Source organism: Nocardiopsis sp. TSRI0078, from assembly GCF_001905145.1.
Taxonomy (GTDB): Bacteria; Actinomycetota; Actinomycetes; order Streptosporangiales; family Streptosporangiaceae; genus Nocardiopsis.
This window is the reverse complement of the sequence record NZ_LWLB01000004.1, coordinates 196573-210855: the sequence shown is the minus strand read 5'-3', so window position 1 is coordinate 210855 and position 14283 is coordinate 196573. Positions and strand designations below refer to the sequence as shown.

The 14283-nt window shown below is 73.1% G+C and carries 12 protein-coding genes; 5 read left to right on the top strand and 7 right to left on the bottom strand.

Translation table 11 applies throughout. From position 1 onward, the window contains the following. The 3 genes from A6A08_RS06625 to A6A08_RS06615 form a co-directional block, all read left to right on the top strand. Window positions 1-789: ATP-grasp domain-containing protein (locus A6A08_RS06625; protein ID WP_073701637.1), on the top strand; the 789-nt coding region annotated here is incomplete at its 5' end. A 39-nt stretch (window positions 790-828) separates the two neighbouring features. Continuing rightward, entirely contained in the window at window positions 829-1770 is a 942-nt protein-coding gene (sucD, locus tag A6A08_RS06620; RefSeq protein ID WP_073701636.1) for a succinate--CoA ligase subunit alpha, read from the top strand. Then, window positions 1767-3317: an aldehyde dehydrogenase family protein gene (locus A6A08_RS06615; RefSeq protein ID WP_073701635.1), complete on the top strand. Its 1551-nt coding sequence runs from the start codon at window positions 1767-1769 to the stop codon at window positions 3315-3317. The genes sucD and A6A08_RS06615 overlap by 4 nt, the downstream gene beginning before the upstream one ends. 297 nt (window positions 3318-3614) lie before the next feature. Here the strand turns inward: A6A08_RS06615 and fdhD are convergent, their stop codons facing one another. From fdhD to A6A08_RS06590, 5 genes are all read right to left on the bottom strand, one after another. Next, window positions 3615-4496: a formate dehydrogenase accessory sulfurtransferase FdhD gene (gene fdhD / locus A6A08_RS06610; RefSeq protein WP_073701634.1), complete on the bottom strand. Its 882-nt coding sequence runs from the start codon at window positions 4494-4496 to the stop codon at window positions 3615-3617. 73 nt (window positions 4497-4569) lie between these two features. Continuing rightward, window positions 4570-5511 (bottom strand): 2Fe-2S iron-sulfur cluster-binding protein, encoded by a 942-nt coding sequence (locus A6A08_RS06605; RefSeq protein WP_073701633.1) that lies wholly within the window; start codon window positions 5509-5511, stop codon window positions 4570-4572. Beyond that, complete coding sequence (locus A6A08_RS06600; RefSeq protein ID WP_073701632.1) at window positions 5508-7484, bottom strand: NAD(P)H-dependent oxidoreductase subunit E; 1977 nt, start codon at window positions 7482-7484, stop codon at window positions 5508-5510. Before A6A08_RS06600 ends, A6A08_RS06605 begins: the two co-directional genes overlap by 4 nt. Window positions 7485-7760: 276 nt before the next feature. Then, window positions 7761-9704 (bottom strand): molybdopterin oxidoreductase family protein, encoded by a 1944-nt coding sequence (locus tag A6A08_RS06595; protein ID WP_073701631.1) that lies wholly within the window; start codon window positions 9702-9704, stop codon window positions 7761-7763. Window positions 9705-9813: 109 nt separating this feature from the next. After that, window positions 9814-10821 carry a 2-dehydropantoate 2-reductase gene (locus A6A08_RS06590; protein WP_073701630.1) on the bottom strand — a complete coding sequence of 336 codons (1008 nt, stop codon included), beginning with the start codon at window positions 10819-10821 and terminating at the stop codon, window positions 9814-9816. A gap of 205 nt (window positions 10822-11026) precedes the next feature. On the opposite strand from A6A08_RS06590, the gene A6A08_RS06585 reads away from it, so the two are divergent. Both A6A08_RS06585 and A6A08_RS06580 read left to right on the top strand, forming a co-directional pair. Further along, window positions 11027-12115 (top strand): molybdopterin-binding protein, encoded by a 1089-nt coding sequence (locus A6A08_RS06585; protein WP_242422139.1) that lies wholly within the window; start codon window positions 11027-11029, stop codon window positions 12113-12115. A 70-nt stretch (window positions 12116-12185) separates the two neighbouring features. After that, window positions 12186-12872, top strand: a complete 687-nt coding sequence (locus A6A08_RS06580) for a GntR family transcriptional regulator (RefSeq protein ID WP_199866855.1) — start codon at window positions 12186-12188, stop codon at window positions 12870-12872. A gap of 20 nt (window positions 12873-12892) precedes the next feature. On the opposite strand, the gene A6A08_RS06575 is transcribed toward A6A08_RS06580, so the two are convergent. Both A6A08_RS06575 and A6A08_RS06570 read right to left on the bottom strand, forming a co-directional pair. Then, a complete protein-coding gene (locus A6A08_RS06575; RefSeq protein WP_073701628.1) occupies window positions 12893-13393 on the bottom strand; it encodes a DUF2087 domain-containing protein in 501 nt (166 codons plus the stop codon). A gap of 75 nt (window positions 13394-13468) precedes the next feature. Then, window positions 13469-14278 (bottom strand): HAD family hydrolase, encoded by an 810-nt coding sequence (locus tag A6A08_RS06570; RefSeq protein ID WP_199866854.1) that lies wholly within the window; start codon window positions 14276-14278, stop codon window positions 13469-13471. Window positions 14279-14283: the final 5 nt, after the last annotated feature.

Genomic DNA, 14283 nt, shown 5'->3' with positions numbered 1-14283 from the left:
ATCGAGGAGGTCGCCGCCACCGACCCCGACGCGGTCGTGCGCGTCCCGGTGGGTCCCGAGGGCGTGGGCCGCGAGGCGGCGCTGGGGATCTGCCGCGCCGCCCGCCTGCCGGAGGGGATCCAGGACCGCGCGGCGAAGGTCATCACGGCCCTGTGGCGGGTCGCCGTCGGCGAGGACGCCACCCTGGTCGAGGTCAACCCGCTGGTCCGCACCCGGGACGACCGCGTGGTCGCCCTGGACGGCAAGGTCACCCTGGACGACAACGCGGCCTTCCGGCACCACGAGCGCGCCCCCTTCGCGGACGGTGCGAACACCGACGAGCGCGAGCTGCGTGCGAGGGCCAAGGGCCTGAACTACGTCAAGCTCGACGGCGAGGTCGGCGTCATCGGCAACGGCGCGGGCCTGGTCATGTCCACCCTGGACGTGGTCGCCTACGCCGGTGAGAGCCACGGCGGCGCCAAGCCCGCCAACTTCCTGGACATCGGCGGCGGTGCCTCGGCCGAGGTGATGGCAGGCGGTCTGGAGATCATCCTGGGCGACCCCGCGGTCAGGAGCGTGTTCGTCAACGTCTTCGGCGGCATCACCGCCTGCGACGCCGTGGCCAACGGCATCGTCCAGGCCCTGGAACTGCTGGGGGACGTGGACAAGCCGATCGTGGTCCGCCTGGACGGCAACAACGCCGAACTGGGCCGGAGGATCCTCGCCGAGCGCGCCCACCCGGCCGTGCGACAGGTCGACACGATGGACGGCGCCGCCGCGCAGGCGGCCGAACTCGCGTCCGTGAACTGACCTGAGTGGGACATCCCGACGGGAGCGGAGAAGACAGACATGGCTATCTTCCTGAACAAGGACAGCAAGGTACTCGTCCAGGGCATGACCGGCTCTGAGGGCACCAAGCACACCCGGCGCATGCTCGCCTCGGGCACGCAGATCGTGGGCGGGGTCAACCCGCGCAAGGCGGGCCAGAGCGTGGACTTCGACGGCACCCAGGTGCCCGTCTACGGCTCGGTGGCCGAGGGCATGCGGGCCACCGGCGCCGACGTGACCGTGATCTTCGTGCCGCCCAGGTTCTGCAAGGACGCGGTCTTGGAGGCCGTCGACGCCGGCATCGGCCTGGCCGTGGTCATCACCGAGGGCATCCCGGTGCACGACACGGCCGCGTTCTGGGCCCACGCCCAGGCCACGGGCAACAGGACCCGCATCATCGGCCCGAACTGCCCGGGGCTGATCACGCCGGGCCAGTCGAACGCGGGCATCATCCCGGCCGACATCACCAAGCCGGGCCGGATCGGTCTGGTGTCCAAGTCGGGCACGCTGACGTACCAGATGATGTACGAGCTGCGTGACATCGGTTTCTCCTCGGCGGTGGGCATCGGTGGGGATCCGATCATCGGGACCACGCACATCGACGCGCTGGCCGCGTTCGAGGCCGATCCGGACACCGATGTGATCGTGATGATCGGTGAGATCGGTGGTGACGCCGAGGAGCGTGCGGCGGACTTCATCAAGGAGCACGTGTCCAAGCCGGTGGTGGGGTACGTGGCGGGCTTCACCGCTCCGGAGGGCAAGACGATGGGGCACGCGGGTGCCATCGTGTCGGGTTCCTCGGGTACGGCCGCGGCGAAGAAGGAGGCGTTGGAGGCCGTCGGCGTCAAGGTCGGCAAGACCCCCAGCGAAACCGCCCAGCTCATCCGCACCATCCTGACCGGACCCACCCAGGGAGAGGAGGCGGGCGCCCCCTCCCAGACGATGGCGCCCACGGCCCCATGACGGAGATGACGCTCAAGCCCGGCACCGGATGGGCGGCCCTGTACGCCCGCTGCCGCGAGACCGCCCCGGAGGCCTTCGCCGCCGACCGGGTCCACAACCACTGGGGCGGCGAGTGGCGCGCCGACGGCGAGCCGCGCACGTCCTACTCGCCCGTGGACGGCTCCGAGATCGCCGGCCCGCCCATGCTCGACGGGGCCACCGCGGCCCTCGCCGTGGCCGGGGCCGCCGCCGACCACCGCGAGTGGGGCGGAGTCCCCCTCGACGAGCGCCGGGACCGGGTCCGCGCGGCCGTCCGGGCCTGGGGCGAGCACCGCGACACCCTGGCCCTGGCCCTGGTCTGGGAGATCGGCAAGCCCTGGCGGCTGGCCCGCCAGGACGTCGACCGGGCGATCTCGGGGGTGGAGTGGTACCTGGACGAGGCCGACCGGATGCTGGACGGACGCATCGCCCTCGACGGTCCCGTCAGCAACATCGCCAGCTGGAACTACCCCATGAGCGTGCTGGCCCACGCGATGTGCGTGCAGGCCCTGGCGGGCAACGGCGTGATCGCCAAGACGCCCACCGACGGCGGGCTCGTGTGCCTCACCCTGGCGGTGGCCCTGGCCGTTCGGGAGGGGCTGCCGTTCACCCTGGTCAGCGGAGGCGGGCGGGACCTGTCCCCGGCGCTGGTCCGCGGCCCGGAGGTCGGCTGCGTCTCCTTCGTCGGCGGGCGCGACACCGGGGGCCGGGTCGCGGCCGACCTCGCCGACCTGGGCAGACCGCACATCCTGGAGCAGGAGGGACTGAACTGCTGGGGCGTGTGGGAGTTCGACGACTGGGACACCCTCACGGGACAGATCCGCAAGACCTTCGACTACGCCAAGCAGCGCTGCACGGCCTACCCCCGGTTCGTGGTGCAGCGCTCCCGCTTCGACGCCTTCCTCCAGGCCTACCTGGCGGCCGTGTCCACGGTCCGCTTCGGCCACCCGCTCGCCGTCGCCGATCCCGGCGACGACCTGCCCGAACTCGACTTCGGGCCGGTGATCAACGCGGCCAAGGCCAAGGAGCTCACCGACCGGGTCGCCGAGGCCGTCGCGGGCGGCGCGGTCCCGCTCCACCGGGGCTCCCTCGCCGACGCCCTGCTGCTCCCGGGGCAGAACACCGACGCCTACGTGGCGCCCGTGGCCCTGCTGGAGCCGCCCCGCTCCTCCCCGCTGTTCCACGCCGAGCCCTTCGGGCCGGTCGACTCGATCGTGCTGGTGGACACCGAGGCCGAGCTGCTGGCGGCCATGAACGCCAGCAACGGCGCGCTGGTCGCCACCATCTCCTGCGACGACACCGACACGGCCGCCCGCCTGGCGGCCGGGGTGCGGGCCTTCAAGGTCGGCGTCAACCGGCCGCGCTCACGCGGCGACCGGGACGAGCTGTTCGGCGGCTGGGGCGACTCCTGGCGGGGCGCCTTCGTCGGCGGTGAGCTCCTGGTCCACGCGGTCACCCGGGGACCCGCCTCCGAGCGGCTGCCCGGCAACTTCCCGCACTACACACTGCACCCGGAGGGACGCGTCTGACAGACCGGCCGGAGCCGTCGCCGGTGCGGGGCACCGGCTCCGGTTCCGGCCACGGCCCCGTACCCGTGGCGTGGTGCGGACGGACGCGGGAGGCCCCCGCCGGGATCCACCACGGGTACGGGGCCACCGCGTGCGCCGACGGGGGAGCGCGGTGTGCGCCGACGGGGGCCACCGCGTGCGGCGGCGGCCGGAGCGAAGGCCGGCGGAGAGGGCCGAGCACACGGAAGGGCGAAGGGGAGGGCCCGGTATCGGGCCTGGCCGGCGCGGGGGGCTGGTACGCGCCGACCGGGCCCGCGCCTACCGGCCCGGAGGGCTTGGTACTCCCGGGGCCGCCGAAGGCGTGCTCAACGCCTTCTCCAGGAGCACACGGTGCCTTCCGGCGTAGACGTTCATGGAGGTGCCGCGCAGGAAGCCGACGAGCGTGATGCCCGCCTCCTCGGCCAGGTCCACGGCGAGGGAGGAGGGCGCGGAGACGGCGGCCATCATGGGGATGCCCGCCATCCACGCCTTCTGCACCAGCTCGAAGGAGGCGCGTCCCGACACCATCAGCACCGTCTCGCGCAGCGGTAGGCGGTCGGAGCGCAGCGCCCAGCCGACCAGTTTGTCCACCGCGTTGTGCCTGCCCACGTCCTCGCGCAGGGCGAGCAGGTCGCCCTGGGGGGTGAACAGTCCGGCGGCGTGCAGGCCGCCGGTGCGGTCGAACACCCTCTGTGCCTCGCGCAACCGGTCCGGCAGCGCCGTCAGCGTGTCCACACCGATCCGCAGCCCGTCCTCGGCCACCGGCCAGCGGGCCTGGGTGCGCACGGCGTCCAGGCTCGCCTTGCCGCACAGGCCGCAGGACGAGGAGGTGTAGAAGTTGCGCTCCAGGGAGATGTCCGGGCGGGGGACGCCCGGGGCCAGCGACACGTCGAGCACGTTGTAGGTGTTCGATCCGTCCTCGGTGGCCCCGGCGCAGTAGCGGATCGCGGTGACGTCCCGTCCCCGGGCCGCCACCCCCTCACTGACCAGGAACCCCGCGGCGAGGTCGAAGTCGCTTCCGGGCGTGCGCATGGTGATGCTCAGTGGAGTGCCGTCCAGCCGGATCTCCAGCGGCTCCTCCACCACGAGGGTGTCCACGCGCTCACTCGCGACGCCCTCCCTGATCCGGAGGACCTTCTCCCGGGTCGTGACCCTGCCCATCCGTCCACCGCCTTCCGCTGCGTCTGGTCTACTCCTTCACCCGCCCCGCGTCGAGGGGGGTGGACCCACGGATTCAGTCCCCGCCGCGCCGCTGCACGTGCTGGAAGCCGAACCGGCCCTTGATGCACAGGTTTCCATGGGTCACCGGGTTGTCGTGCGGGGACGTGACCTTGACGATCTGGTTCTCCTGCACGTGCAGGGTGAGGTTGCAGCCGACCCCGCAGTAGGTGCACACCGTGGTCGTCTCGGTCTGCTTCTCCTCGTCCCAGGTACCCGCGTTGCGCATGTCGAACTCCGTGGTGAACGACAGGGCGCCCGTCGGACAGACCTCGATGCAGTTCCCGCAGTACACGCAGGCCGAGTCGGGCAGGGGCGCGTCGTGCTCGGTGGAGACGCGCGCGTCGAACCCGCGGCCCGCCACCCCGATGGCGAAGGTGTTCTGCCACTGGTCGCCGCAGGCGTCCACGCACTTGTAGCACATGATGCACTTGGAGTAGTCGCGCACGTAGAGGTCGTTGTCCACCTTGGCGGGCTGTTCGACCGTCTCCGCGACGGAGCCGTCGCCGGGCTCGTGCTCGCCCGCCCGGCGGGCGTCGCGCACGCCCAGGGCGGTGGGCTCGGCGCGCCGGCCGAACCTCTCGGGCCTGGCCTCGTAGCGCTCCATCCACTCCGCGATCTTCGGCGTGGTGGACAGGTCCACCGAGGAGCCCAGCAGCTCCAGGACCAGCTTGCGGCTGTGCCGGACCCGCTCGGAGTCGGTGGCCACGCTCATCCCGGGCTCCAGTCTGCGCGAGCAGGCGGGGGCGAGCGTGCGCGCGCCCTCCACCTCCACCACGCACACGCGGCAGGCGTTGCGGGGGGTGAGCGTGTCGCCGTAGCACAGGGTGGGGATCTCGGTCCCGGCCTCGGAGCAGGCCTCCAGGACGGTGGTGCCCTCCGGGACGCGTACCTGTTCTCCGTCGATGGTCGCGTCGATCAGCCGCTTGGGCGGGGACAGGAGTACGGGGACGGTCATCGGGCCTCCTCGGTCGCCGGCCGGCTGCCCGGCGCGGCGGTCTGGTGGGTGTCTTCGGAGAACAGTCCGAGCCGGTCGACGGCCGACTCCACGGCGTTCCATGCGGTCTGGCCGAGTCCGCAGATCGAGGCGTCCCGCATGGCCTGGCCGACCTCGCGCAGCAGCGGCAGCTCCTGGGCGGGGGAGGCGCCGGCGCGCAGACGCAGCAGGGACTCCTCCTGGCGGACCGTGCCCACACGGCACGGGACGCACTGGCCGCACGACTCGTCCCGGAAGAAGGCGGCGACGCGTACCAGCGTCGAGGCCAGGTCCGCGGTGTCGTCCAGTACGAGGACCACGCCCGAGCCCAGGGAGGTCCCCGCCGCGCGGGCCCCCTCGAAGGTGAGGGGGATGTCCAGTTCGTCGCCGCGCACGAACGTCCCGGCGGCCCCGCCGAGGAGGACCGCACGGATCGAGCGGCCCTCCGGCATCCCGCCCGCCGCCTCGACCAGGTCGCGCAGGGTGGCCCCGAAGGGCAGCTCGTACAGGCCGGGGCGGCGCACCCCGCCGGAGAGGCAGAACAGCTTGGGGCCGGTCGACCCCTCGGTGCCCACGGACGCGTACGCCGGGCCGCCCATCAGCAGGATCGGGAGTACGTTGACCAGCGTCTCCACGTTGTTCACGGCGGTCGGCTTGCCGAACAGGCCCTTCTCCACGGGGAAGGGCGGCTTGGAGCGGGGTTCGCCCCGCTGGCCCTCGATGGAGCCGAAGATCGCGGTCTCCTCGCCGCAGATGTAGGCGCCCGCGCCGCGCCGGATCTCGATGTCGAAGGCGAAGCCCGAGCCCATGATGTCGGTGCCGAGCAGCCCGCGCTCGCGGGCCAGGGCGAGGGCGTTCTCCAGGTGCCGCAGGGCCCTCGGGTACTCGCCCCGGATGTACAGGTAGCCGGTGCGGGCGCCGATCGCGTACCCGGCGATCGTCATGGCCTCGACGAGGGAGAAGGGGTCGCCCTCCATCAGCACCCGGTCCTTGAAGGTGCCGGGCTCGCTCTCGTCTGCGTTGCACACCAGGTAGTGCGGGGTGTCGGGCTGCTGTGCGGTGGCGCTCCACTTGCGGCCGGTGGGGAAGGCCGCGCCGCCGCGGCCGACCAGGCCGGAGTCGTTCACCTCCCGCAGGACCCCGGCGGATCCGATGCGCAGGGCCTCGCGCAGTGCGGCGTAACCGCCCTCCGCGCGGTAGTCGTCCAGGCTGAGCGGGTCGACGCGGCCGATCCGGCGCAGCAGGACGTGGCCGGGGGAGCCCGCGTCGGGAACGGCGGAGGCGGCGTCCGGCTCGGGGGCGGCGCCCGGAAGCGGGTCGGCGCCGTAGGTGGTGCGGACCGCCGGGCGGTGCCCGTTCCCCTCGCCGGGGGCCACCGGTTCGGCCGCGGGCGCGCTCTCGGCGAGGGCGTCCAGTTCCCCGGGCCCGGCGGGCGCGGCGACGGCGTACCGGGCCGGGGCCCCGGCCTGGAGCGCGAGCGCGGCGGGCGCGCGCTCGCACATGCCCAGGCAGGGGCTCTCGTGCCAGGTGGTCCCGCCCTCGGTGGAGCCGGGCGGCCCCAGCCGCTCGGCCAGGCGGTCGCGCAGCCCGGAGGAGCCCGCGGCCGCGCAGGCGATGTCCGTGCACAGGTGCACGACCCGGCGGGGCCGCTCGTGCGTGGCGAACATCGCGTAGAAGGAGGCGACGGCGTAGGCCTCCGCCGGCGGGATGGTCAGCCTGCGGCAGATGTGGTCGAGCGCGCCGCGGCTGATCCAGCCCACGCGGTCGTTGACGGCGTGCAGGGCCGGTAGGAGCAGGTCGCGCCGGTCACGGGCGGAGTGGCCGCCCCTGGCGTAGCGCAGGTCGGTGTCCTGACGGGTGCCGCCGTCCCATCCGGACTCGGGCGGTCCCAGAACCGAGTCGACAGCTTCGCGCTCGGCGGTGGTGGGAGCCTCGTCCAGGAATCGCAGGTCCACGCCCGTGTCACCTCATATCACGTGTAAGCCAGATCACAGGATTCTGTATACAGAGAACAGTATGATGGGGGAGTCGGATTGACAACCCCGTGGTCCGGCGCGGTTCCGGCGGGGGCGCCGCCTCCTCCGGGACGTGCTCGGAGCGCACGCGTAAGGTGCGCCCGGGCACCCGCGGCGGGCCGTCTCCGCAGGGGGCTGGGGAGACGGCCCACGCGCTTCTTCGCGTGCTCGGCGCGCCTTCGGGCGCCGCGCCCCCTTGCCGGGGGCGCGGCGGGGTCAGCTCGCGGCGGCGCTCACCCGCGCACCCTCCTCCACCCGTTCGATCCGGACCGCGGCCGCCTTGTACTCGGCCGTCCCGGCGATCGGGTCGGTGGCGTCGATGGTCAGCAGCTGGGTGTCCACCTGGTCGGGGAAGTGGAAGGTCATGAACACCAGCCCCGGCCGCATGGCCTCGGTGACCGAGACGGGGACCAGGACCGAGCCCCGCCGCGAGGTCACGCGCACGGTCTCCCCGTCCTCCACGCCGAGCTTGGCGGCGTCCTCGGGGGACAGGTCCAGCAGCTCGCCCCGGCGCAGGGGAGAGGAGAAGCCGCCGGTCTGCACACCGGTGTTGTAGTCGTCCAGCCGGCGCCCGGTAGTCAGGCGGAACGGGAAGTCCTCGTCCAGCAGGTCCACCGGCGGCGAGTGGCCGACGATGCCGAAGGGGGCGGGTTCGCCGCGCTCCTCCGGGTCCTCGGACCACAGCCGTGCGTGCAGGTAGCTCGGCTCCAGTCCGTCCTCCGAGTAGCACGGCCACTGGATGCCGCTCAGCTCGGCCAGGCGCGCGTAGCTCATCCCCCGGTGCATCGGGGACAGCGATCGCACCTCGTCCCAGATCTCCTCGGCCGAGGGGCGCTCCCACTCCTGCCCCAGGCGGGTCGCCAGCTCGCACATGATCTCGATGTCGTCCCGGGCGCCCTCCGGCGGGTCCAGGGCCTTGCGGACCAGTTGGACCCGCCGCTCGCTGTTGGTGAAGGTGCCGTCCGACTCGCACCAGGAGGCGCTGGCCGGGAGCACGACGTCGGCGAGTTCGGCGGTGCGGGTCAGGAAGATGTCCTGCACCACGAGGTGGTCCAGGGAGCGCAGCCGACTGGTGGTCTTGTGCGTCTCGGGCTCGGACTGGACCGGGTTCTCCCCGATCACGTAGAGCGTTCTGAGCTCCTTGGACTCCATCGCCTCGAACATCTGGGTGAGGGTCTTGCCCTTGGTGCCCTGGATCGGCCGCCCCCACGCCTGCTCGAACGGGGCGCGCACCTTCGGGTCCAGGATGTCCTGGAACCCGACCAGCCGGTCCGGGATGGCGCCCATGTCGCCGCCGCCCTGCACGTTGTTCTGCCCGCGCAGCGGGTTGAGCCCGGAGCCGTGCCGTCCCACGTGGCCGGTCAGCAGGGACAGGTTGATCAGCGAGCGCACGTTGTCGGTCGCGTTGTGGTGCTCGGTGATGCCGAGGGTCCAGCAGAGCTGGGCGCGCTCGGCGCGGGCGTAGGCGTGCGCCAGTTCGCGGATGGCCTCCGCGGGTACGCCCGTCACGGCCTCGGCCGCCGCGAGCGTCCACGGCTCGACCAGTTCGCGGTACTCATCCAGGCCGGTGGTGGCGCGCTCGATGAAGGTCTCGTTGGCCAGGCCGGCGTGCAGGATCTCCCGGCCGATGGCGTGCGCCAGCGGGATGTCGGTGCCCACGTCGAGCCCGAGCCAGCGGTCGGCCCATTCGGCGGTCGGCGTGCGGCGGGGGTCCACGACGAAGAGCCGGGCTCCCCGGCGGACGCCCTTGAGCACGTGCTGGAAGAAGATCGGGTGCGCGAAGCGCGGGTTGCCGCCCCAGATGATGATGAGGTCGGTGTCCTCGATCTCCGCGTAGGAGGAGGTGCCTCCCCCGGATCCGAAGGCGGCGGCCAGCCCGGCGACGCTGGGGGCGTGGCAGGTGCGGTTGCACGAGTCGACGTTGTTGGTGCCGACCACGACGCGGGCGAACTTCTGCGCCATGAAGTTCATCTCGTTGGTGGCCCGGGCACAAGAGAGCATGCCGAAGGAGTTCGGCCCGTGGCGCTCCACGCCGTGCCGGAACCCGGCGGCGGCGCGGTCGAGGGCCTCCTCCCAGGTGGCCGGGCGCAGTGCGCCGCGCTCGCGCACGAGCGGCTGGGTGAGGCGGTCGAGAGGGGCGGAGCGGTCGTCGGATCGCATGTGGCCTCGCTTGGTGGTCGTGGCCTTCTTCGTGGAGGAGCCGAGGGCGTCCCCACGAATAGCATGGTTAGGGATACTGTATACAGTATTTGCGTTAAGGGGGCGGCGGTCAAGAGCGCGCGGCCAGGGAGGGGGCGGGGGCGGAGGGCTCGGACACCCTCTGGTTCAGCAGTCCGGCCGTGGCGTCGACCGCGCGGAGCGTCGGTGCCGGGACCCCGGTCAGGTCGGCCAGCTCCACCACGGCGGACAGGATGACGTCCAGTTCCATGGGGCGCCCGCGCTCCAGGTCGTGCAGGGTGGAGGTGCGGTGGTCGCCCGCCTTCTCGGCGCCCGCCAGCCTCCGCTCGACGGAGACGGCCGGCCGCACGCCCAGCTCGGCCGCTACCTGCAGGGTCTCGTTCATCATGGTGCGGGCCATCTCCCTGGTCGCGGGGTGGCGGCAGATCTGCACCATGGTCGAGCGGGTCAGCGCGCTCAGCGGGTTGAAGACGATGTTGCCCATCAGCTTCACCCAGATGTCCTCGCGCAGGTCCTGCTCGACCGGGCACTTGAGCCCGCCCGCCTCCATCGCCGCGGACAGGGCGCGGCAGCGCTCGGAGTCGGACCCGTCCGGTTCGCCGATGGAGAAGCGGGTCCCCTCGATGTGCCGGATCACCCCCGGCGCGGCGATCTCGGTGGCCGCGTAGACGACGCACCCTATGGCGCGCTCGACCGGGATCGTCCGGCTCACCGCGCCCGCCGGGTCCACGCTCTCGATCCGCCTGCCCGCGAACGGGCCGTCGACCCCGTGGAAGTACCACCACGGGATCCCGTTCTGGGCGGCCACGACGGAGGTGGCGGGCCCGAGGAGGGGGCGCAGCAGCGGGCCGCATCCGGCGTACTGCTGGGCCTTGAGGCCGAGGATGACGGTGTCTACGGGTCCTATCTCGGCGGGGTCGTCCGTGACATGGGGGTGCGCGGTGAAGTCGCCGCGCGGGCTCAGCACCCGGACCCCGTGCTCGCGCATGGCCCGCAGGTTCTCGTTACGGGCGATGAGGTGGACGTCGGCGCCACCGCGGTGCAGAGCGGCGCCCGCGTAGGCGCCGATCGCTCCCGCGCCCAGGACGGCGATTCGCATGGGAACTCCCTTCATTTTCCATACTGTATACAGTATGCTGGCAAAGCCGCTCCTTCACACCACGGCAGGGAGAGAAGGAATGTCCGACCTGGGTGCTTCGGAAACTTCTCCGCTTCTTCACGTGAGATCCCGTCCGCGCGCTTCCGTTCCCTGGAACCAGGCACGAAGGCTGGCGCGGGCGACCGGCGCCGAGGGGGGATCGCCCATGGCCGAGGAGTCGCTCGCCGACGCACTCGGTTCCACCCTCGGCGCCGACCTCGTCTCGGCGGTCGACGTCCCCGCGCTGGACAGTGCGGCGATGGACGGGTACGCGGTGTCGGGGGAGGGCCCCTGGACCGTCCTCGGCCGGTCGTTCGCCGGGCATCGGGGCCCCGTCGCCCGCCTGGGCCGCGGGGAGGCGGTGGAGATCGCCACGGGCGCCGTCGTGCCGGACGGCGCCACCGCCGTCCTCCCCCATGAGCGGGCGACGGTGTCCTCCGGAACCGTGTACGGCGGCGCCGAACCCGGCAGGCACATCCGGCGCCGGGGCGAGACCACCGCCGCCGGATCACTGGTCGCCCGCCGGGGGGTCCCCGTCACGCCCGCCCTCCTGGGGCTGGCCGCGAGTCTGGGCCTGGACACCCTGCCCGTGCTCCGGCCCCTGGTGCGCGTCCTGGTCACGGGGGACGAGGTCGTGCGGGAGGGGGCACCGCGCCCGGGCGCGGTGCGCGACGCGATCGGCCCCGTCCTGCCCGGACTGGTGGCATGGGCGGGCGGACGCTGTGCTCCTCCGGTCCCGGTCGCCGACCGGGGGCGGGACCTCGCGCGGGAGCTGGACGCGGCCGGGGGGACCGACGTCGTCGCCGTCTGCGGCTCCTCCTCCGCCGGGCCCGCCGACCACCTGCGCACGGTGCTGGCCGGGCTCGGCGCGACGACCGTCGTCGACGGCGTGTCCTGCCGGCCCGGGCACCCGCAGACGCTGGCGGTGCTGCCCTCGGGCGCCGTGGTCGTGGGGCTGCCGGGCAACCCCGGCGCCGCCCTGGCCGCGGCCCTGACCCTGCTCGTCCCGGTGCTCAGCGGACGCGCGGCCCGACGTGATCCCGCACACACCGGAGGGCGCGCCCGGTTCGTCGGCACCGTCCCGCCGCACGCGCTCGACACCCGCCTGGTGCCGGTGCGCGTCAGCCGGGGCCTGGCCGTGGAGCTGCGCGGATCCGGCCCCGCCGACCTGCGGGCCGCCGCCACGGCGGACGCCCTCGCGGTGCTCCCGCCGGGCCGTGCCTCCGGCCGCGTCGAACTGGTGGTGCTGCCGTGACGCCCCACGCGCCCGCTGTGCTTTGTACACTGTCTACAAAGACCGACCACCTGGATTCTGGAGACTTCCTATGTCCTCGCAGGGGTTGAGTACCGTCGCAGGGCGTATCCAGCGTCCGGTACCGCTACGCGAAGCCGTGTACGAAGCCATTCTCGACCTGATCACCACACGGGCCCTCTCGCCCGGCCAGCACCTGGTCGAGACCGAGCTGGCCCGGAACCTGGGCGTCTCGCGCCAACCCGTCCGGGAGGCGATGCAGCGGCTCAGCAACGAGGGGTGGGTGGACCTGCGGCCCGGCTACGGCGCGTTCGTGCACACGCCCACCGAGAGCGAGGCCGACCAGCTCCTGGCCGTCCGCGCCCTGCTGGAGACCGAGTCGGCCCGGCTGGCGGCCGAGAACGCCTCGGCCGAGCAGATCGGGTTCCTGCGCGAGCTGATCTCCGCCGGGCGCTCGGCGACCGAGCGGGCCGACACCGACGCGGTCGTCCAGGCCAACGCCGACTTCCACCGCACCGTCACCGAGGCCTCGGGCAACCGGGTGCTCGCCGAGCTGGCCGCGCAGGTCGACCGACGGGTCCGCTGGTACTACGCCCCGGTCGCCCGCATCCGCGGCTCCGCCTCGTGGGACGAGCACGACCAGCTCGTCGACGTCATCGAGGAGGGGAACGCGGACGAGGCGCTGAGGCTGATGAGCGAGCACACCGAGCGCACCCGGCGCACCTACCACGAGCAGGTGGACGACCTCCAGGGCTCCTGACCCCCGCGGGGGCGTCCGGGTCAGGAACCCGCGGCCCGCTGGTACACGCTGCCCTCGTCGTTGCGGACCAGGTATCCCCCGTCCACGAGGTGGCGGCGCATCGACGACGGGTCGTCGCAGCAGCTCAGGAGGGCGGCGTTGACCTGCTTCTCGGTGTACTTCGCGCCGGGGGCGAAGAACCGCTCGGTGACGCGCCCGAAGACCCTGTGCCGCAGCTCGCGCCTGACGGGCAGGGAGGTCAGCCGGCCGTCGTGGAACAGGGAGTCCACCGGGTCGCGGTCGACGGGGCGCTGCTCCTCCAGGGCGGCGGCGAACACCTCCGGCTCGGCCACCACGCGGTCGCCGTCCTCGCGTACCAGGCCGGCGTCCGCCAGCCGGGCCAGGCGTTTGCGCTCCCTGGCCCCGCCCCCGCGCACCTCCTCGGCGGGCACGCCGCCGGGGCCCGCGCCGACCACGCGGGCGTAGAGCGCCAGACGGGCGGGGTCGGCCAGGGCCGAGACGATCTGGGTGGGGTGCGGCACGGCGCTCTCCTCCTGTGGTCCGGTGCGTGTACGACACGGACACTAGGACCCGCACCGGCGCGGGGCCAGCCGTTTTCAGCCGTCGGCGAGCAGTCGCTCGACCACCCTGGCCACACCGTCCTCGTGGCTGGCGGGGGCCCTGCGCAGCCCCAGCGCCGGGTCGAGCAGGTCCGGGTGCCCGTCGGCCATGGCGTACCCGGCACCGGCCCAGGACAGGGCGGACAGGTCGTTGGGCATGTCGCCGAAGGCCACCACCTCCTCGGCGGAGACCCCCCACTGCTCGCAGACCATCGCGAGCGTGCTGCCCTTGCTCACCCCCAGGGCGCTCAGCTCCAGCAGGCTGTGGCGGCCCGAGTAGGTGATCTCCGCCAGTGGCCCGACCGTCTCCACCGCGGCCTCGTGCAGTACGTGCACCGGGATGTCGCGGGAGCGCACGAGCAGCTTGGCGACCGGCACGGCTCGCGAGAGCAGGGCGTCGGGGGTCTCCAGCACCTCGCGCACCCAGTCGCGGGGCACCCACGGCTCCAGGTGGTAACCGGCGTCGTGGAAGAAGTCGGTGCCGGTCTCGACGCCGAAGCCGATCCCCTCCAGCGCGCCGCGCAGCTTCTCGACCACCGCACTGGCGGTCTCCAGGTCGATCGCGCGCACCAGGGGGTCGGAGTCGGGCACGTGGGCGAGGGCGCCGTTTCCGCAGAGCACGGCGGCACAGGTGAACTGCTCGACGATGTGCCGGGTGGTGCGGGGCGGGCGCGCGGTGGAGACGACCACCCTGACGCCCGCCTCCGCGGCGGCGGCCAGGGCCCGCCGGTTGCGTTCGGAGACCAGACCCTCCCTTCCAAGGAGGGTGCCGTCGAGATCGGTGGCGATAACCCGGGGAAAGACCATGGTGC